At 72.2% G+C, this 18,477-nt stretch carries 16 protein-coding genes and 1 pseudogene; 4 read left to right on the top strand and 13 right to left on the bottom strand.

Going from position 1 to position 18,477, the window contains the following annotated elements; translation table 11 throughout:
- Positions 1-18: 18 nt before the first annotated feature.
- Entirely contained in the window at positions 19-1,716 is a 1,698-nt protein-coding gene (locus RKD23_RS31395) for a flavin monoamine oxidase family protein (protein ID WP_424856746.1), read from the bottom strand.
- A 44-nt stretch (positions 1,717-1,760) separates the two neighbouring features.
- Entirely contained in the window at positions 1,761-2,549 is a 789-nt protein-coding gene (locus RKD23_RS31390; protein ID WP_424856744.1) for a carbon-nitrogen hydrolase family protein, read from the bottom strand.
- 289 nt (positions 2,550-2,838) lie between these two features.
- On the opposite strand from RKD23_RS31390, the gene RKD23_RS31385 reads away from it, so the two are divergent.
- Entirely contained in the window at positions 2,839-3,372 is a 534-nt protein-coding gene (locus RKD23_RS31385; protein WP_424856743.1) for a Repetin, read from the top strand.
- Positions 3,373-3,476: 104 nt separating this feature from the next.
- Positions 3,477-3,953 (top strand): SRPBCC family protein, encoded by a 477-nt coding sequence (locus RKD23_RS31380; protein WP_424856742.1) that lies wholly within the window; start codon positions 3,477-3,479, stop codon positions 3,951-3,953.
- 56 nt (positions 3,954-4,009) lie between these two features.
- Here RKD23_RS31380 and RKD23_RS31375 read toward each other — a convergent pair whose 3' ends face one another.
- The 7 genes from RKD23_RS31375 to rpe all read right to left on the bottom strand — a co-directional run bounded on the left by RKD23_RS31375 (position 4,010) and on the right by rpe (position 10,529).
- Positions 4,010-4,462 (bottom strand): Lrp/AsnC family transcriptional regulator, encoded by a 453-nt coding sequence (locus RKD23_RS31375; protein ID WP_093551890.1) that lies wholly within the window; start codon positions 4,460-4,462, stop codon positions 4,010-4,012.
- A 10-nt stretch (positions 4,463-4,472) separates the two neighbouring features.
- Positions 4,473-5,957 (bottom strand): amino acid permease, encoded by a 1,485-nt coding sequence (locus RKD23_RS31370; protein WP_424856741.1) that lies wholly within the window; start codon positions 5,955-5,957, stop codon positions 4,473-4,475.
- Between the two features lie 213 nt (positions 5,958-6,170).
- Complete coding sequence (locus RKD23_RS31365) at positions 6,171-6,689, bottom strand: GNAT family N-acetyltransferase (RefSeq protein ID WP_424856740.1); 519 nt, start codon at positions 6,687-6,689, stop codon at positions 6,171-6,173.
- A 79-nt stretch (positions 6,690-6,768) separates the two neighbouring features.
- On the bottom strand, positions 6,769-8,211 hold the full coding sequence (locus RKD23_RS31360; protein WP_404043183.1) for a GuaB1 family IMP dehydrogenase-related protein: 1,443 nt from the start codon (positions 8,209-8,211) through the stop codon (positions 6,769-6,771).
- A 133-nt stretch (positions 8,212-8,344) separates the two neighbouring features.
- Positions 8,345-8,638 (bottom strand): barstar family protein, encoded by a 294-nt coding sequence (locus RKD23_RS31355; protein WP_424856739.1) that lies wholly within the window; start codon positions 8,636-8,638, stop codon positions 8,345-8,347.
- A gap of 85 nt (positions 8,639-8,723) precedes the next feature.
- The gene (locus RKD23_RS31350) at positions 8,724-9,767 is read right to left on the bottom strand and encodes a sugar-binding transcriptional regulator (RefSeq protein WP_424856738.1); all 1,044 of its coding nucleotides are present in this window, start codon (positions 9,765-9,767) and stop codon (positions 8,724-8,726) included.
- A gap of 78 nt (positions 9,768-9,845) precedes the next feature.
- Positions 9,846-10,529 (bottom strand): ribulose-phosphate 3-epimerase, encoded by a 684-nt coding sequence (rpe, locus tag RKD23_RS31345; protein ID WP_404043177.1) that lies wholly within the window; start codon positions 10,527-10,529, stop codon positions 9,846-9,848.
- A gap of 59 nt (positions 10,530-10,588) precedes the next feature.
- On the opposite strand from rpe, the gene RKD23_RS31340 reads away from it, so the two are divergent.
- A complete protein-coding gene (locus RKD23_RS31340; protein ID WP_424856737.1) occupies positions 10,589-12,694 on the top strand; it encodes an MMPL family transporter in 2,106 nt (701 codons plus the stop codon).
- A gap of 67 nt (positions 12,695-12,761) precedes the next feature.
- Here RKD23_RS31340 and RKD23_RS31335 read toward each other — a convergent pair whose 3' ends face one another.
- The 3 genes and pseudogenes from RKD23_RS31335 to RKD23_RS31325 form a co-directional block, all read right to left on the bottom strand.
- Entirely contained in the window at positions 12,762-14,183 is a 1,422-nt protein-coding gene (locus tag RKD23_RS31335; RefSeq protein ID WP_424856736.1) for an RsmB/NOP family class I SAM-dependent RNA methyltransferase, read from the bottom strand.
- Between the two features lie 74 nt (positions 14,184-14,257).
- Positions 14,258-14,650, bottom strand: coding sequence for a methionyl-tRNA formyltransferase (locus RKD23_RS31330; RefSeq protein WP_424858379.1), 393 nt, complete (start codon positions 14,648-14,650; stop codon positions 14,258-14,260).
- A 69-nt stretch (positions 14,651-14,719) separates the two neighbouring features.
- A pseudogene (locus tag RKD23_RS31325) lies at positions 14,720-15,192 on the bottom strand (methionyl-tRNA formyltransferase); the annotation flags it as partial.
- Positions 15,193-15,460: 268 nt separating this feature from the next.
- On the opposite strand from RKD23_RS31325, the gene RKD23_RS31320 reads away from it, so the two are divergent.
- On the top strand, positions 15,461-15,997 hold the full coding sequence (locus RKD23_RS31320) for a hypothetical protein (protein ID WP_424856735.1): 537 nt from the start codon (positions 15,461-15,463) through the stop codon (positions 15,995-15,997).
- Between the two features lie 194 nt (positions 15,998-16,191).
- Here the strand turns inward: RKD23_RS31320 and RKD23_RS31315 are convergent, their stop codons facing one another.
- The gene (locus RKD23_RS31315; RefSeq protein WP_424856734.1) at positions 16,192-18,345 is read right to left on the bottom strand and encodes a primosomal protein N'; all 2,154 of its coding nucleotides are present in this window, start codon (positions 18,343-18,345) and stop codon (positions 16,192-16,194) included.
- Positions 18,346-18,477 lie beyond the last annotated feature (132 nt).

Raw genomic sequence — 18,477 nt, 5'->3', positions numbered from 1 at the left:
TTGGTCTGTCCGGCCCGGTCAGTCCTCGGGCAGTTCCACCGGGGCGATCTCGTCGTAGACGTCACCGGGGCCGGGGTTGGCCGCGTCGGTGGTGCCGCCGAAGTGGTGCATGACGCCCCAGACCGCGTTCAGCGCGGTCTGGATCGCGCCCTCGGCCCAGCCGGCCGTCCAGGAGATGTCGTCGCCGGCGAGGAAGATGCCGCGCTTGTCCTCGGGCAGCCGGTCCTGCATGAAGTGCGTGAACAGGCGCCGCTGGTAGCGGTAGTGGCCCGGCAGGTTGGCCTTGAACGCGCCCATGAAGTAGGGCTCGTTCTCCCAGGACACCGTCACCGGGTTGCCGATGATGTGCTTGCGGATGTCGACCTTCGGGTAGATCTCGCCGAGCGACTTCAGCATCACCTCCATCCGCTCGTTCGCGGACAGCGGCAGCCACTTCAGGCTGTCGTCGCACCAGGTGTAGGAGAGGCAGATGACGGCGGGCTTGTCCGGGCCGTCGTCCAGCAGGTAGGTGCCGCGGGTCATGCGGTCCGTCAGCGTCATCGACATGACGTCCCGGCCCGTCTCCTCGTCCTTGTCCAGCCAGAACGGCCGGTCCACGGGCACGAAGAGCTTGGAGGACTCCATGTAGTGGGTGCGCTCGATCGCCGTCCAGTGGTCGATCGGGAAGAGCGAGTCGTCGCAGGCGATCTTGGACAGCAGCATCCAGGACTGGGCGGTGAAGATGGCCGCCTTGAAGGTGCGGATGTCGCCGTTCGCGTCCGTCACCGTGATCTGGTTGCCCGCCGTGCGGTGCAGCCGGGTCACGGCCGGCTTGGGCTGACCGCCCTCGTGCAGCGTGGCGAGCGAGGTGCCGTACGCCCAGTGGACGATCTTCTCCGGCTCGCGCTCCCACAGGCGCAGCGGCAGCTGCTGGGAGCCGCCGACGATGCCGCGGTGGTGGTCGTCGGCCTCGGTGTAGACGACGCGCAGGATCTCCAGGATGGAGTTCGGGAAGTCGGTGTCCCAGCCGCCGGTGCCGAAGCCGACCTGGCCGAAGATCTCGCGGTGCCGGAATGACTTGAAGGCCTCGGAGTCGCAGAGGAAGCCGTAGAAGGTCTGGTTGTCGAGCTTCTCGACGAGCTCCGCCCAGATCTCGCGGATGCGCGGGACATCGCGCTCGCGCATGGCCTGGTTCATGTCGGAGAAGTCGGCGCCCTCTTCGAGGCACTTGTTCCAGGCCTCGGCCACGTCCCGGTACACCTGGGGCAGGTCGTCGACGGTCTCCGCGTAGTGCGACTCGCCCTTGAGGTCGACGACGGTCGACGGGGTGGCCTCGGCGAGGGGGTTCGGGAAGGGCGTGGTCTCCAGGCCGACCAGGTCGATGTAGTGCTGGAGGGCGGTGGAGGACGGCGGGAAGCGCATCGCGCCCATCTCGGCCGTCAGGGAGTCGTCGCAGCCCTCGAAGCCGACCGTGCGCAGCCGGCCGCCGATCTGGTCGGCCTCGTAGACGACGGGCTTGAGGCCCATCTTCATCAGCTCGTAGGCGGCGACGATGCCGGACAGGCCACCGCCGATGACGGCCACCTCGGTGCCGTGCTCGGTCGCCGGTATCTGGCCCAGGCCCGCCGGGTGGGCGAGGAAGTCGTCGTACGCGTACGGGAAGTCCGGGCCGAACATGGTGATCGGCGGCTGCTGCTCGTCGGCGTGCTCGACGGCGTTGGGCACGGTGGACGTCATGGGGTACGGACTCCTTGCGACTGCTGCGGAACGGCGGGGGAGGTTCAGACGAGGGACCCGTAGAGGCCGGGGCGGCGGTCCTTCAGGTACGGGTTGTTCTCGCGGGAGGCGGCGAGGAAGGCGGGGTCGGCGTCGGCGAGGACGAGCTGCTCTGCGCGGCCGGCCCGGGTGCGGGCGACACCGTCGGGGCCGGCCAGGGTGGAGAGCCCGACGAACTCGAACTCGCCCTCGGCGCCGACCCGGTTGACGTACGCGACGTACATCTGGTTCTCGAAGGCGCGCACCGGCACCACCGACTCGGCGACGAACTGGAAGGGGTGCATCTGCGCGGTGGGCACCAGCAGCAGGTCGGTGCCGGCCAGGGCGTGGGCGCGGACGTTCTCCGGGAACTCCACGTCGTAGCAGATCATCAGGCCGACGGTGAGACCGTTCAGCTCGGCCTGCACGACCGGGGTGTCGCCCGGCGTGAAGTGGTCGCGCTCGAAGCAGCCGAAGAGGTGGGTCTTGCGGTAGTTGGCCGGCCGGGTGCCGTCGGCGGAGATCAGCTGGACGGAGTTGTACACCGTGTCGCCGTCGCGCTCGGGGTAGCCGTAGGCGATCGCCAGGCCGTGCCGGGCCGCCAGTTCGGCGATCGCGTCGGCTGCCTCGCCGTCGGCGGTCTCGGCGAGCCGGGCGATGTCGTCGCCGATGGCGTACCCGGTCAGGAACATCTCCGGCGTGACGAGCAGCCCGGCCCCCGCGGCGGCGGCCCGGCCCGCGGCCTCGTCGAGGACCTTCAGGTTCTCGACGGTCGAGCCGGGGCGGCCGGAGCTCTGGAGCAGGGCGGTGCGCATACGGGTTCCTCACCGGGGACGGACGGGTGCGGGGGGGCCGCCTCGACGTATCGGTGCGGGGGCCATCTAGACGGTACGGGCGCGCGACCAGGCCGGACAAGGAGAAGCCGTTGCGCGCCGGTGCGCGGTTCGTTGCGTCCGCGGAGGGATGCACGGCGATTCGTTGCGCCTCTCGTCGTACGTCTCCTCCCCCACGCGGCGGAGGACGGGTGCCGCCCACGGCGCGATGTGCCGACGGCGCGCGCCGTGGAGAGTGGTGCCGTCCCGTTGACCTGCGGAAAGGACCCTCATGAACCGCCGTACGAAGACCGCTGTACTCGGCGCCGCGCTGCTGCTGACCGCCACGGCCGCGGCCTCCGCCACCGCGTCGGACGCGCCGCCCGCCCGGGAGGCCGCAGCCCTCACCGGCACGGCGAAGCTGTACCGGTCGGCCGGGGACGACATCACCTTCACCTTCGACGCGCATCTGGCGGCCGAGGACACGGCCGATCCCTCGAAGGCGACCGGTTCCTTCGAGTTCAGCCACTACCTGAACGGCGAGGGCGCCCGGGCCAAGGCGCGGGTCGACTGCCTGGTCACCGGCGGGAAGGTGGCCGTCGTCTCGGGGGTGATCACGGAGAGCGACCTCCCCGGCGCCAAGGGCAGGCGGGTCGGTGTCACCGTCCACGACCTCGGCGAGCACGACCGGCTCGGCTACAGCTGGGCGGCGACGAAGGACCTCGGCCCGAGGAACCTGCCGAAGTGCGTCAGCTCGGCCCCGTTCGAGAAGGTCGCCGAGGGCACGGGCGACTTCACGGTGGTGCCGTGGAACCCCGCGCTGTGACGAGGCGCCCCTCCCCCGAACGGCCATGAAGGTCGTCCGGGCGGAGGAGGCCGGCGACGCGCGCCGCGCACGAGACTGACGGCAGTCGAGCCGAGGGAGCCTTCATGAACGCCACGGAGATCCATGACCTGCCGTACGTCGACACGCACACGGCGGTGGTCGACGCGGGGGCCGATGTCGTGTGGCGTGCGCTGGGGGACGTACTGGAGCGTTCCTTCCCGGGCCGCCGACGGTCCGGGGCGTTGCGACTGCTCGGCGTCGCCGACCGGACGGCGTCCGGGCCGAGGCCGCTCGCCGAGGGCTCGACCCTGGGCGGCTTCCGGGTCGCGGCCGCCGAGCCGCCCCGGGAGCTGACCCTGGTCGGCAGCCACCGCTTCTCGTCGTACGCGCTGGTCTTCCGCCTGGAGGAGGCGGGCCCGGCACGGACTCGGCTGCGAGCGGAGACCCGGGCCCGCTTCCCCGGCCCCGCGGGGGCGGTCTACCGGGCCCTGGTCATCGGCTCGGGCGCACACAGGGCGGTCGTACGCCGACTGCTGAACTCGGTCCGCGAGAGTGCCCCTGAGGGGCGCGGGGCTGCATGAATTTGCGGCTCCGCCGCGTGAGCGCGACCGGCCACACACCACCCGCAGCCGACGTACTAGGTAGGCGACCCGGAGGAAAACCGCCGCAACAAGGGCGACAGCACCAGCACGGACTTGGTCCGTTCCACGAACGGCTCCCCGGCGATCCGCTCCAGCACCCGCTCGAAGTGGCGCATGTCGGAGGCGAAGACCTGGGCGACCGCGTCCGCGTCCCCGGTGACGGTCGACGCGGCCACGACCTCCTGGTAGCGCTCCAGGCCCCGCTGGATGGTCTCCGGCGAGGTGTTGCGCCGGCAGTAGATCTCGACGAACCCCTCGGTCTCCCAGCCGAGCGCCGCCGGGTCCACCCGCACGGTGAACCCGGTGATGGCTCCGGTGGCCCGCAGCCTGTCCACGCGCCGCTTCACGGCGGGCGCGGACAGGCCGACGAGCTGCCCGATGTCCGCGTAGGAGCGGCGGGCGTCCTCGGCGAGGGCGTGCACGATGCGTTCGTCGAGATCGTTCAGCACTGCGGGTGGTTCACTTCACTTCAACTACGGACGCCTCAGGCGTCGCGAGACGGGAACGGCGGTGGCCGTAACTGAAGTAGAACACGAGACCCGCGGCCATCCAGCACCCGAAGACGACCCAGGTGACGGTGTCGAGGCTGAACATGTTGTACGCGCAGAACGCGAAGCCCAGCACCGGCAGCACCGGACCGAACGGCACCCGGAAGGTGCGCTCCAGCTCGGGCCGCTTGTAACGCAGCACGATCACCGCGATGTTGACCAGGGCGAAGGCGAACAGCGTGCCGATGCTGGTGGCGTCGACGAGCTTGCCGAGCGGGATGAACGCGGCGAGGACACCGCAGAACAGCGACACGATGACGGTGTTCAGGCGCGGCGTGCCGGTCTTGGGGTCGACCTTGCCGAGCGCCTTGGGCACCAGTCCGTCGCGGGACATCGCGAACAGGATGCGGGTCTGGCCGTAGAGCACGGTGAGCACCACGCTCGCGATGGAGATGACCGCGCCGAGCGCGAGCAGCGTGCCCCAGAAGGTCTGGCCGCTGACGTCGTTCATGATCGCGGCGAGGGACGCCTCGGAGCCCTCGAACTTCGTCCAGTGCCAGGCGCCGACCGCGACACCCGCGACCAGCACGTACAGCGCGGTCACGATGATCAGCGACAGCATGATCGCGCGCGGCAGGTCCTTCTTGGGGTCCTTGGCCTCCTCACCGGCGGTGGAGGCGGCGTCGAAGCCGATGTAGGAGAAGAACAGGGTGGCGCCGGCGGCGCTGACACCGGCCATGCCGAGCGGCATGAAGTCGGCGTAGTTGCCGGACTTGAAGCCCATGAAGCCGACGGCGCAGAACAGCACCAGCGCGGCGATCTTCACACAGACCATGATCGTGTTGGCGCGGGCGGACTCGCGGGCGCCGCCGAGCAGGAACACCATCGCGAGCAGCACGACGATCAGCGCGGGCAGGTTGACGATGCCGCCCTCGCCGGGCGCGGAGGACAGCGCGGTCGGGATGGTGACGCCGATCGTGCCGTCGAGCAGCTCGTTGAGGTACTCGCCCCAGCCGACGGCGACGGCGGCCACCGACACGCCGTACTCCAGCACCAGACACCAGCCGCAGATCCAGGCGACGAGTTCGCCCATCGTTGCGTACGCGTACGAGTACGAGGACCCGGCGACCGGGATGGAGCCGGCCAGTTCCGCGTAGGACAGGGCGGAGAACAGGGCCGTCAGACCGGCGATGACGAAGGCCAGCGTGATGGCCGGGCCGGCCTCGGGGACGGCGTCGCCGAGGACGACGAAGATGCCGGTGCCGAGGGTGGCACCGATGCTGATCATGGTGAGCTGCCACAGCCCGAGGGAGCGCTTCAGCGAGCCTCCCTCACCCTGGCCACCCTCGGCGACCAGGCGTTCTACCGGCTTCCTGCGCATCAGGCGCGCTCCGAGCCCCGGGGACGCGGGGACGGTTTCACTGCGGACTTGCGGGGGTGCGCCTTGGTCGAGCACGCGCGGCTCCTTATCGCTGCCGGTCAGGGGGACGGGGGTGTGGCGGTACCCCGTCCCGCGGGATCCGCACACCGAGCGGAAACCCCGCCACGCCTCGTACAGCGCAGGAGCCTACGGTCCAGGGCATTGCTGCCGTAATGCAGCAACCTTGCGCACGCCCGTAAGATCGTTGCGTTCATCGCGAAGGGGTGGACATTCGTTGCGCGACGGCTGTCAAGTGTTGCGTCCGGGGTTTTTGAGCAGGTCTTTGACCAGGAACGTGGCGGGGTCGGCGCACTCGTGGATCGTGCCGTCGTGGTCCTCGTACGCGTAGCGGTCGACGTAGTCGAGCAGGGGCAGATAGCCGAGCCTCGCGTAGAGGGCGGCCGCGCGCGGGTTGTCGTCGTCGACGCCCAGGCCGATGGCCGTGCGGCCGCGCTCGCGGGCGAGCCGCTCGGCCGCCCGGATCAGCGCGCTGCCGATGCCGCGCGAGCGCAGCGTCTCGGGCCACACGGCCAGCGCGTTGATCTCCGGGCAGCCGGGCCGCGCCGCCCTGACCCGCTCGTCGGCGCAGCCGCCCCAGCGCACCTCCGTGTGCCCCACGGGACGCCCGTCCAGCCAGGCCACGAGATACGTGCTTGTCCCCGCCTCCTGGCGCGCGAACCTGCGGGCGTGGAACGAGGTGGCTCCCGGCGAGCCGATGAACCGGTCCAGCAGGGCCACGTCGGCCGGACCACAGACGTTGATCTCCATGCCCCGACGGTAGGCACAGGAACGCGAAACGGCCCCCGGTTTTCCACCGGGGGCCGTCCACAGGTGAGTTGAGGGCGCGTCAGCTCCAGCTGGCGTGCAGCGGCTTGCCCTCGGCGTAGCCGGCCGCGCTCTGGATGCCGACGATGGCCTTCTGGGCGAACTCCTCCAGGGAGCCGGCACCGGCGTAGGTGCAGGAGGAGCGGACGCCCGCGATGATCGAGTCGATCAGGTCCTCGACGCCCGGGCGGGCCGGGTCGAGGAACATCCGCGAGGTGGAGATGCCCTCCTCGAACAGCGCCTTGCGGGCGCGGTCGTAGGCGGACTCCTCGGAGGTGCGATTGCGCACGGCACGCGCGGAGGCCATGCCGAAGGACTCCTTGTAGGCGCGCCCCTGGGCGTCGTGCTGAAGGTCGCCCGGGGACTCGTAGGTGCCGGCGAACCAGGAGCCGACCATCACGTTGGACGCGCCGGCCGCGAGGGCCATCGCCACGTCACGCGGGTGGCGGACACCGCCGTCGGCCCACACGTGCTTGCCGTACTTCTTCGCCTCGGCGGCGCACTCAAGGACCGCGGAGAACTGCGGCCGGCCCACGCCGGTCATCATGCGGGTGGTGCACATGGCGCCGGGGCCGACACCGACCTTGATGATGTCCGCGCCCGCGTCGATCAGGTCCTTGACGCCCTCTGCGGAGACGATGTTGCCCGCGACGATCGGCACCTGCGGGTCGAGCGCCCGCACGACCTTGACCGCGCTGATCATCGACTCCTGGTGGCCGTGCGCGGTGTCGATCACGAGCGTGTCGACGCCCGCGTCGAGCAGCTGCTTGGCCTTGCCGGCCACGTCGCCGTTGATGCCGACGGCGGCCGCGATGCGCAGCCTGCCCTTGGCGTCGACGGCGGGCTTGTACAGCGTGGCACGCAGGGCGCCCTTGCGGGTGAGGATGCCGGCGAGGCGGCCGTCACCGTCGACTGCGGGGGCGTAGCGGCGGTTGTGGTGGTCCAGGGTGTTGAACGCCTCGCGCGGGTCCATGTCCGCGTCGAGCAGCAGCAGGTCCTTGGACATGACCTCTTCGAGCTGGGTGAAGCGGTCGACGCCGGACAGGTCCCGGTCGGTGACGACACCGATGGGCCGCTGGTCCTCGTCCACGACGACACCGGCGTTGTGCGCCCGCTTCGGCAGCAGGGACAGCGCGTCGGCGACGGTCTGGTGGGGGGCGAGCACGATGGGGGTGTCCAGCACCAGGTGCCGGCTCTTGACCCAGGAGACGACCTCGGTGACGACCTCGATCGGGATGTCCTGCGGGATGACGACGAGGCCACCGCGCCGGGCCACGGTCTCGGCCATGCGGCGGCCGGCGATGGCGGTCATGTTGGCGACGACGAGCGGGATCGTGGTGCCCGTGCCGTCCGGGGAGCTGAGGTCCACACCCTGCCGCGAGCCGACCGAGCTGCGGCTCGGGACCATGAAGACGTCGTCGTACGTCAGGTCGTACGAGGGCTGGATGTCGTTGAGGAAACGCACGTGCTGCACATCCCAGTCGATCAGAGGTGGCCCCCGGACAGGACAGCCAGGGGGGCGAAGAGCACGTACTTCATTGTCCCATGTCGGCAGGAATGCCGTGCACGGTCAGTTCATCCAGGCTACGCAGGGTGCGTTAGGAGGATCCTCCGAGGGCGAGGGCCACGGTGACCGCCGAGCCCTGCGAGAAGACGTCGACGGCGGTCTCCCACTCCTGCGGCCGCGCCTCGGCGTACGGCCCCCAATTGCGTACGAGGACCAGCACGGGTGCGTCCTCGGGCCACAGGCCCGGGTCGGAGAGGCAGTCGGCCAGCGCGTCCCAGTTGCGGCCGAACCAGTCCGGCAGCCGCAGGTCATGGGCGCAGCGGTCCATCAGGCCGGCCTTGTCGGTGACTCCGTCGAGGTCGAGGGTGACGACGTACTTGGTCATCTGAGCACCGCCTTCGCCGCAGGAATCGGGGACGGACCGCGGCAGCATGTCGATGCCGCCACGGCCCTCCCCGGGATATCCGCTGTCAGGCTCCGTCCGGGTCGGCCCGGTTCAGGGCGGGCTTCGGCGTCGGGCCGGCCGTCATCAGGTAGTCCGCGGCCGAGGTGTCCGTCACCAGCGAGGTGACGAGCCCGGACCGCAGCACGGCGTCGATCGCGGCCGCCTTGCGCTGTCCGCCCGCGATCGCGACGACCTCGGGGATACGGCGGAGCTGGTCGGCCTTGACCGTGATGCACCGCTCCCCCAGGTCGCGCCCCACCCGGCGGCCCTGCGCGTCGAAGAGGTGCGCGGACATCTCGGCGGCGACCCCGAGCGAGGCGTAGTGCGCCCGCTCCTCGTCGCTGAGCATGTCGTGCACCGTGGAGATGCCCGGCTCCCAGGAGCCGATGGACACACAGGCGACGGTGACCTTGTCGAAGTACTCGAAGGCCCGGGCGATACCGGTCTGGTGCCGCAGCGCGGCCGCGGTGGCCTCGTCCGGCAGCAGCATCGGCGCGTAGATGGGGTGCGCGTCGCCGCCGGAGACCTGCGCGGCACGCCGCACGGCCTCCACCGAGCCGCGCTCGGCGGTCCCGGCGTCGTACACGCCCGTCAGCTGCACCACGGTGCAGGGCGGCAGCCGGTCCAGCGCCGCCGCCATGTGGATCGTGGAGCGGCCCCAGGCCAGCCCCAGGACGTCCCCCTCGTTGACGAGCTCGCCGAGCAGGTCGGCGGCGACCTCGCCGAGGTTCTCGGGGTCGGGGGTCTCCTCGGACTCGGGCGGGGACTCGACCACGACGGCGTGCCTCAGGCCGTAGCGGGCGCGGAGCGCGTCGGAGCGCTCGGCGTCCAGTTCGGCCGGCACGCGGATCTCGATGCGTACGAGATCCCGTTCGAGGGCGGTCTCCAGGACCCGGGCCACCTTGAAGCGGCTGACGCCGAACTCCTCCGCGATCTGGATCTTGGATTTGCCCTCGAGGTAGAAGCGGCGGGCCATGGCCGCCGCCTGCACCAGCTCAGCGGGTCCCATCCGCATGGCTGACCGGCCCGCCGACATACCCGACACGGCGATCTCCTCACTGCTGTTCACACTCTGGATTCGCCGTTCATCCTTGCAGATGTGGCGCGGTCGATCCGCCCTGATGGGCGCCGTTCATGTTCCTGACGCTCAGTGGTCGCACGCCCACGACGCCTTGGCGGTCGCCGACTCCGCCTGAGCGCGCAGCGCACGGACCGCTTCGGCCGGGTCGTCGGCCCCGTAGACCGCGGAGCCGGCCACGAAGACATCGGCCCCGGCCTCGGCGCACCGCTCGATCGTCGAGGCCGAGACACCGCCGTCGACCTGGAGCCAGAGCTCGAGGCCGTGCTTGCTGATCAACTCGCGGGTGCGGCGGATCTTCGGGAGCATGATGTCGAGGAACGCCTGGCCGCCGAAGCCCGGTTCGACCGTCATGATCAGCAGCATGTCGAGCTCGGGCAGCAGGTCCTCGTACGGCTCGATGGGCGTCGCCGGCTTCAGGGCCATGGAGGCGCGCGCGCCCTTCGCCCGGATCTCACGGGCGAGCCGCACCGGAGCGGCGGCCGCCTCGACGTGGAAGGTGACGGAGGAGGCACCCGCTTCCACGTACTGGGGCGCCCACCGATCGGGGGCCTCGATCATCAGGTGGCAGTCCAGCGGAGTGTCCGTCGCACGGGCCAGGGACTCCACGACCGGCACGCCGAGCGTGAGGTTCGGGACGAAATGGTTGTCCATCACATCGACGTGGAGCCAGTCGGCTCCTTGGACGGCGTCGGCCTCGGCCGCGAGGCGGGCGAAGTCGGCGGACAGGATGCTGGGGTTGATCTGCGCCATGGCCCAAGACTATGCGGTTACTTCGGCTACGGGTCGTCCTCGTCCGGTCGGTGGTCCCCATGACGCGTGGCCGGGGTGTCGCCCATCTGGTCTGCGGGCGGCGGGCGAAGTGGGTCGTGCTGGTGTTGTGGCTGGTGGGGCTGTTCCTCACTGCGCCCTTCGCGCAGAAGCTGACCGACGCGCAGGACAATGACGCGGCGTCCTGGCTGCCGGGATCCGCGGAGTCGACCCAAGTGCTGGAGATGTCCGAGGACTTCCGGCCGGAGCAGATCCCGGCCGTCGTGATCTACGCCCGGGACGGCGGGCTGACCGTCCGCGACCGGGCGGAGATCGAGCAGGACGTCCAGCAACTGAAGCAGCTCACCGACCACGGGATCATCGGCGACCGCACGCGCGGCCCCGTCTACGACCGCCCGGCCGATCCGCGGGCCGCCCAGGTCTACGTGCCGATCACCATGGACGAGAAGGGCTGGGAGCGGATCGCACCCGCGGTCGACTCCATCCGCGACGACGTGGGGAAAAGCCGGGACGGCCTGGCCGTGCACATCACCGGCCCCGGCGGCACCTCCGCGGACTTCTCCGAGGCATTCGAGGGCATCGACTCCACCCTGCTGCTGTCGGCGATGGCGGTCGTGATCGTGATGCTGCTGATCACCTACCGCAGCCCGACCCTGCTGCTGGTGCCACTGCTCGGGGTGATCGCCGCCCTGTTCACCGCGCAGGCGCTGATCTACTTCCTGGCCCAGCACGCGGGCCTGACCGTGAACGGCCAGAGCGCGGGCATCCTCACCGTCCTCGTCTTCGGCGCGGGCACCGACTACGCCCTGCTGCTGGTCGCCCGCTACCGCGAGGAGCTGCGCGCCCACGAGGACCGGCACGAGGCGATGGCCCTCGCCCTGCACCGGGCGGGCCCGGCGGTGATCGCCTCGGGCGCCACCGTCGTCCTGAGCATGCTGGTGCTGCTGGCGGCCGAGATGAACTCCACCAGGGGCCTGGGTCCGGTGGCCGCCATCGGCGTGGCCGTCGCGCTGCTGGCGATGCTGACGCTGTTCCCGGCCCTGCTGGTGATCTTCGGCCGGTGGATCTTCTGGCCGGTGATCCCGCACCTGGGCGCGCCGAACCCGCACGAGCGGGGCGTCTGGGCGCGCATGGGCCGCCGTATCGCCGCACGCCCGCGCATGGTCTGGGGTGTCACCGCGGTGATCCTCGCGGTCTGCTCCCTGGGCCTGATCCAGCTGCGCGCGGAGGGCATCTCCAACGCGGACGCGTTCACCGGGAAACCCGACTCGATCACCGGTCAGGAGGTCTCGGCGCGGTACTTCCCGGCCGGCAGCGGAGATCCGCTCGTGATCATCTCGAACCAGGAACAGGCCCGGCAGGTGGGCCGGGCCGTCGCCGGGACCGAGGGCGTGGTGCCGGCCTCACTGGGGCTGCCGCCGGGCACCAGGCCGGTGGTCGACGGGAAGGTGCTGTTCGAGGCGACGATGACCGCCCCGGCAGACAGCGAGGCCGCGAAACAGACCGTGGAGCGGGTGCGCGACGCCGTGCACGCGGTGCCGGACGCCGACGCTCAGGTGGGCGGCGGTACGGCGGCCCTGCTGGACATGGACGAGGCCACCACGCACGACAACCTGCTGATCATCCCGCTGGTGCTGGTCGTGGTGCTGCTCATTCTGTGTGCCCTGCTGCGCGCCCTGATCGCCCCGCTGCTGCTGATCGGCACGGTGATCCTGTCCTTCGCGGCGGCCCTCGGCATCAGCGCGCTCGCCTTCCGGCACCTCTTCGACTACGCGGGCGAGTCGACGGACTTCCCGCTGTTCGTCTTCGTGTTCCTGGTCGCGCTGGGCATCGACTACAACATCTTCCTGACGACCCGCATCCGCGAGGAGGCGGCCCGCCAGGGCACCCGCCCCGGCGTGGTCACCGGCCTCGCCGCCACCGGCGCGGTCATCACCTCGGCCGGCCTGGTGCTCGCGGGCACCTTCGCGGCCCTGGGCACCTTGCCGATGGTCGCCTTCGCGGAGATCGGCTTCGCGGTGGCGCTCGGCGTACTCCTGGACACCTTCATCGTCCGCTCGGTGCTGGTGACGGCGCTTTTCCTGGATGCAGGAGACAAGGTGTGGTGGCCAGGCATGGGTGCCCTAGGGGCGCGGGGCAGTGCTTGATTTGCGGCTACCGCCGCGCGGGCGCGAGCAACCACGACGGACGCGAGGACACAAGACGACGGAACCCCTACGGCGCGGTCTTCCGAACAAGGGCCAGATACATCGCATCGGTCCCATGCACATGCGGCCACAACTGCACATCAGGCCCGTCCCCCAGCTCCGGCACCCCAGGCAGCAACGGCCGCGCATCGATCAACTCGGCGCCGGGGAACTGCTTCAGCACATCGGAGACAACAGCTCGCGTCTCGGCGAGATGCGGCGAGCAGGTCGCATAACCGACAACGCCCCCCACCCGCACCGACTCCAACGCGGTACGCAGCAGCCCCCGCTGCAGCGGCGCGAACCCGTCCAGGTCCTCGGGCCGACGCCGCCACCGCGCCTCGGGCCGCCGCCGCAGCGCACCGAGCCCGGTGCAGGGCACATCCATGACCACCCGGTCGAAGGTGCCCGCCCGCCACGGCGGCCGGGTGCCGTCGGCGGCGATCACCTGGTACGGCCCCGGATTGCCGGCGAGGGCCTTGGCGACCAGGCCGGCCCGGTGCGGCTGCTTCTCGCTCGCGAGCAGCGTGGCCCCGCGCTCGGCCGCGAGGGCACCGAGCAGCGCGGCCTTGCCGCCGGGCCCGGCACAGCCGTCGAGCCACTTCTCGTCGGGGCCGTCCAGCGGCGCGTTCGCCAGCGCGAGCGCCACGAGCTGGCTGCCCTCGTCCTGGACGCCCGCCCGGCCCTCGCGCACCGCGCCGATCGCGCCCGGCTCGCCGCCCTCGGTGAGCCGCACGGCGTACGGCGACCAGCGGCCCGGCTCCGCCGCCTCCTCGCCGAGCAGCTCCTCGGTCGTGGCCCGGCCGGGCCGGGCGACCAGGGTCACCTCGGGCCGCTCGTTGTCGGCGGCCAGCAGCTCCTCGATGCCCGCGCGCCCGCCGCCGAGCGAGTCCCACAGCGCGGAGACGACCCAGCGCGGGTGGGAGTGCACGACGGCCAGATGGTCCTCGGGGTCCTCGTCGTACGGCGGGGCGACCTTGGCGAGCCAGCCGTCCAGGTCGCTCTGCGCGATCTTGCGCAGCACCGCGTTGACGAACTTGGCGCGCCCGTCGCCGAGCACCACCCGGGCCAGCTCCACGGTGGCGGACACGGCCGCATGGCTGGGGATGCGCGTGCCCAGCAGCTGGTGCGCGCCGAGGCTCAGTACGTCGAGCACGGGCGGGTCGACCTCGCGGAGCGGCCGGTCGACGCACTGCGCGATGATCGCGTCGTACGTGCCCTGCCGGCGCAGCGTCCCGTACACCAGCTCGGTGGCCAGCGCCGCGTCCCGCCCGTCGAAATCGCCGTTCTCACGGGCCTTCCGCAGCAGCGGCGGCAGCACGAGGTTGGCGTACGCGTCCCGTTCGTCCACGGCGCGCAGCGCGTCGAAGGCGAGGATGCGGACAGGGTCCTTCTTGGGCCGCCGGTAGGGCTTGCCGGACGTGCGGGGCCGACGGGAGGTGTCGCTCACGAAAAGGTGCTCCGGATTTCTGAAGTACGGTGTCCGACCAGCGTACGTCGGCCACGAACCGCCCGTGCGAGGCCTCAGGCCCCGACGGTCTCGCCCTCGGCGATGCGCACCCCGCGTGCCCAGTCCGCGGCCTTCATCGGCTTCTTGCCCTGGGCCTGCACCCACAGGAGCTCCACGGCGTACGAGCCGGTGCCGACGTGGACGCTGTTCTTGCCGACGGCGAGCTGTCCGGGCGTGAGGTCGGTGCGGTCGGGCGCGAGGGCGGTCTGGATGAGCTTCAGGCGCTCGCCGCGGAAGGTCGTCCACGCGCCGGGCGCGGGGGTGCAGCCGCGCACGACCCGGTCGACGCGCAGCGCGGGCGCGGCCCAGTCGACGCGGGCGTCCTCGACGGTGATCTTCGGCGCGAGGGAGATGCCGTCGGCGGGCTGCGGTACGGCCTTCAGGCTGCCGTCCTCGATGCCGTCCATGGTCGCGGCGAGCAGCCCGGCACCGGCGAAGGCGAGCCGGGTGAGCAGGTCGCCGCTGGTGTCGGTGGGGCGGATCGACTCGGTGACGGTGCCGTAGACGGGCCCGGAGTCCAGCCCCTCCTCGATCAGGAAGGTGGACGCGCCGGTGATCTCGTCGCCCGCCATGAGGGCGTGCTGCACGGGCGCGCGGCGCCGCGCCAGGCGGGCAGCAGGGAGAAGTGCAGGTTGACCCAGCCGTGCGCGGGGATGTCGAGGGCGACGCGCGGCAGCAGGGCGCCGTAGGCGACGACGGGGCAGCAGTCGGGCGCGATCGCGCGCAGCCGCTCCAGGAACTCCGGGTCGCGCGGCTTCACCGGCTTCAGCACCTCGATGCCGGCCTCCTCCGCCCGCTCGGCGACGGGGCTCGCGATCAGCCGGCGTCCTCGCCCGGCCGGCGCGTCCGGGCGCGTGACGACGGCGGCCACCTCGTGCCGCCCGGAGGCGAGCAGGGCGTCCAGGGCGGGAACAGCGACCTCGGGGGTACCGGCGAAGACGAGCTTCATGGGTGGGTTCGGGCCTCTCGGGCGGGGGTTGACGCGGACAGCACACGCATCGGACGTGGGCAGCGCGCCCGTCGGACACGGGCAGCGCACCAGTCTATGGCGCCGGGCTCCCCGCGCACGCGGGCCTGTGGGGGCGTATGCATATGCCCTTGCGCCCCCACCCCGTGACCAGCGGAGCGCAGGCGCGTTGGTCAAGAAAGAGTTGACCACAACGGGCCGCTTCGCGGCCCGATCCTTTCTCCTCAACGCCGGTTCGAGAGGCTTGTTCATGGCCGACCACGCAACCCACGACGCCCAGGCTCGGGCCAGCCTGCACTTGCTGGTGCGGGACATCGAGCGGGTCCGCCGGCAGGTGGACGCACTGCGCACCCTCACCGCCCAGTTGGGCAACGTCTACCGCCCGCGCCGCTCCGGCCCGTCCACGGGCTTCGTCGTCTACGGACGCGCCCCCGCCCCCACGGTCCGCCTCGCCCAGGAACTGCGGGACAGTGTCGAGACTCTGGTCACCGCCGCGGTCGACTTCGACCGCTCGCTCGGCTTCTCCTGGGACGCGGTGGGCTCCGCACTCGGCGTCACCAAGCAGGCGGTGCACCGCCGTTACGGCTCCCGCCGCGCCGCCACCCAGGCTGCCGCCGAGGCCGAGCGCACGCAGGAGCCGTCGGGCACCCGCACGCTCAACGTCACCAGCCTCCCCACGCCCACGGTCCCCGCGGCCCGCTCCATGCCGACCCAGCCGACCGCGGGCAGCCCGTCCCTGCGCGACGACCCCAGGCCCTCCGCCGTCCCCGGCCCGCGCAACGGCTGAGCTCCTTCCCCGACTGCCCTCCTGGTACACACCGACCAGGAGGGCAGTGCGTCTCAGGGGCGCGGGGCTGTGCTCGATCTGCGGCTACCGCCGCGTGGGCGCGACAAGCCACGACGAACCAGTAGCCGCGCAATCGCCCGGGCCACCCGAGCTCTCAGATGCTCTCTCAGGCCTACCGACGCCTCCCGGACACCTCACCCGATGTCCGCCGGATCGATCCGCACCCGCACCGGCTCCCCACCGCCCGCACCGCGGGCCATCCGTGCCGCCTGCGCGGCCTTCAGCGCGGCCGCCAGCGCCGCGCCGCTGCCCGGCGGTACGCGGACCAGCGCGCGGTCCCACTGCTCGCCAGGCGGCGGTGCGCCGGGCCGTCGGGGGCGTCCGGGCGGGGTGACGGGGAGCGGCACCGGTCCCAGCACCTCGGCGTCGCCGGGCAGGCCGGCGGTGGCGAGGAAGTCGGCGACCGCCTCGGGGACGCCGGAGACCGCGGCCATCCGGGAGACCGGCGGGAAGCCCAGTTCGGCCCGCTCGGCGAGTTCACGCACCGCGTGCCCGACGGGGTCCCACCGCACCAGTGCCTGTACGGGCCGCAGGGCGGGGTCGGCGACCACGACGACCGTGCCGTCGGCCGACCGGTCCCGCACCAGGGACGCCGCCGCGATCCACCGCCGCAGCGCGTCCTCCCCGGCGCGCAGGTCGGGCCGCCCCAGCATCGCCCAGCCGTCCAGCAGCAGGGCCGCGGCATAGCCGCCCTCGGCCACCGGCTCGGCGCCCGGCGTGCTCACCACCAGCGCGGGCGTCCCCGGCACGGTGTCCAGCACATGCTCGCGCCCCGAGGTGCGCACCGGCACCTTGGGGAAGGCCCGCCCCAGCTCCTCGGCGGTGCGCCGGGCGCCGACGACCTGCGCCCGCAGCCGGAAGGACCCGCACTCCGGGCAGTGCCAGGAGGTCTCCTCGCGGCCGCACCAGCCGCACACCAGCGCCCCGCCGTCCCGTGCCTCCAGCGGCCCGGCGCAGTGCCGGCACCGGGCGGGCGTACGGCACTGCGCGCAGGCCATCCGCGGTACGTAGCCGCGCCGGGGCACCTGCACCAGCACGGGTCCGTGCCGCAGCCCGTCGCGGACGGCCTGCCAGGCGAGGCTGGGCAGCCGGGCGGCCCGCGCGGACTCGTCCCGGGCCAGGTCCTGGTCCCCGACGGTCCGCACCAGCGGCGTGAGCGCCCGCACCCGCTCGCGCGTGGCGACGAGCGGCTTGGCCCAGCCGCTCTCCACGAGCTGCGCGGCCTCCACCGTGCAGCTCAGGCTGCCGAGCAGGAAGCCGCACCTGTCCTGCGCGGCGCGCAGCAGCAGCACCTCGCGCGCATGGGGCTGCGGGGCGTGCAGCTCGCTGTGGCTGTCGTCGCCGTCGTCCCAGATGGCCACCAGACCGAGGTCCTGGACGGGCGCGAACATGGCGGCCCGCGTCCCCACGACGGCCCGCACGGACCCGCGCCGCACGGCGAGCCACTCCCGGTACCGCTTCTCCGGCCCCGCGTCCGCGGTGAGCAGCGCGTGCCGCCCCTCACCGAGCACCTCGGTCAGCGCGACGTCGACCCGCGCGGCGGCCCGCCCGTCCGGTACGACGACCAGCGCGCCGCGCCCGGAGGCGAGGGTCGCGGCGACGGCCCGGGCAAGCTCCTCGCCCCACTGGGGCCCGGGCAGCGCGTTCCACACGGCCCGTGGAGACCCTCCGGAGGCCAGTGCCTCCAGGAAGGCGCCCCCACGCTCGTACCGCGCCCACGACCCCGGCTCCGGGCGTGGAGGCGGCGGCAGCGGCGCGGGCGAGGGCCGCTGCTCGGCCCGGGCACTGCGTGGCGGTACGGCGAGCTGCAGAACGTCGGCGAGACTGCCCGCGTACCGGTCGGCGACGGCTCGGGCGAGCCCGAGCAGCTCCTCGCTCAGCACGGGCTCCGGCGACACGACCTGGGCCAGCGCGGCCAACGGCCCGGAGTAGTCGGACTCGGCCCGCCGCTCGACGAGGAACCCGTCGATCAGCCCGCCGCCCTCACGCCGCCCGTCGCGCACCCGATGCCGCCCGGCCCCGAACCGCACCCGCACGCGCACCCCGGGCTGCGCCTCGGCGTCCAGCTCCTCGGGCACGGCGTAGTCGAAGTACCGGTCGAGATGCAGCACGCCCTTGTCGACCAGCACCCGGGCGACCGGCAGTTCCTTGGCCAGCGCGGCCCCCCGCCAGGTGCGCGGCTTCGCCCGCGGCGCCTTGGCGTTGCGCACACTCTCCCGGATCAGCGCAAGCTGCTCGGGCGGCGCTCCCTCGGCCCCGCCGCTCACCGACCCGTTCTCCCCGCTCACGCTTGCATTCTTACCAAACGCCACTGACAGCGGCGCCACGACGGGAGAGGGAAAGGTGCCTCCCGAGATCAGGTCGGCGGCGGGTCACAGGAACTCGGATTCACCGCACGCGCGAAGCGCACTCCACCGAAG

It is taken from the genome of Streptomyces sp. SAI-170 (genome assembly GCF_049739565.1).
Lineage (GTDB): Bacteria > Actinomycetota > Actinomycetes > Streptomycetales > Streptomycetaceae > Streptomyces.
The sequence above is the reverse complement of the archived record's forward strand: the minus strand, read 5'-3'. Positions and strand labels throughout refer to the sequence as shown.

What these genes read in the sequence shown, in the direction of transcription:
- RKD23_RS31395 (WP_424856746.1), bottom strand. Translation starts at nt 1,716, where the DNA reads ATGACGTCCACCGTGCCCAACGCCGTCGAGCACGCCGACGAGCAGCAG.
- RKD23_RS31390 (WP_424856744.1), bottom strand. Translation starts at nt 2,549, where the DNA reads ATGCGCACCGCCCTGCTCCAGAGCTCCGGCCGCCCCGGCTCGACCGTC.
- RKD23_RS31385 (WP_424856743.1), top strand. Translation starts at nt 2,839, where the DNA reads ATGAACCGCCGTACGAAGACCGCTGTACTCGGCGCCGCGCTGCTGCTG.
- RKD23_RS31380 (WP_424856742.1), top strand. Translation starts at nt 3,477, where the DNA reads ATGAACGCCACGGAGATCCATGACCTGCCGTACGTCGACACGCACACG.
- RKD23_RS31365 (WP_424856740.1), bottom strand. Translation starts at nt 6,689, where the DNA reads ATGGAGATCAACGTCTGTGGTCCGGCCGACGTGGCCCTGCTGGACCGG.
- RKD23_RS31355 (WP_424856739.1), bottom strand. Translation starts at nt 8,638, where the DNA reads ATGACCAAGTACGTCGTCACCCTCGACCTCGACGGAGTCACCGACAAG.
- rpe (WP_404043177.1), bottom strand. Translation starts at nt 10,529, where the DNA reads ATGGCGCAGATCAACCCCAGCATCCTGTCCGCCGACTTCGCCCGCCTC.
- RKD23_RS31340 (WP_424856737.1), top strand. Translation starts at nt 10,589, where the DNA reads ATGACGCGTGGCCGGGGTGTCGCCCATCTGGTCTGCGGGCGGCGGGCG.
- RKD23_RS31330 (WP_424858379.1), bottom strand. Translation starts at nt 14,650, where the DNA reads ATGGACGGCATCGAGGACGGCAGCCTGAAGGCCGTACCGCAGCCCGCC.
- RKD23_RS31320 (WP_424856735.1), top strand. Translation starts at nt 15,461, where the DNA reads ATGGCCGACCACGCAACCCACGACGCCCAGGCTCGGGCCAGCCTGCAC.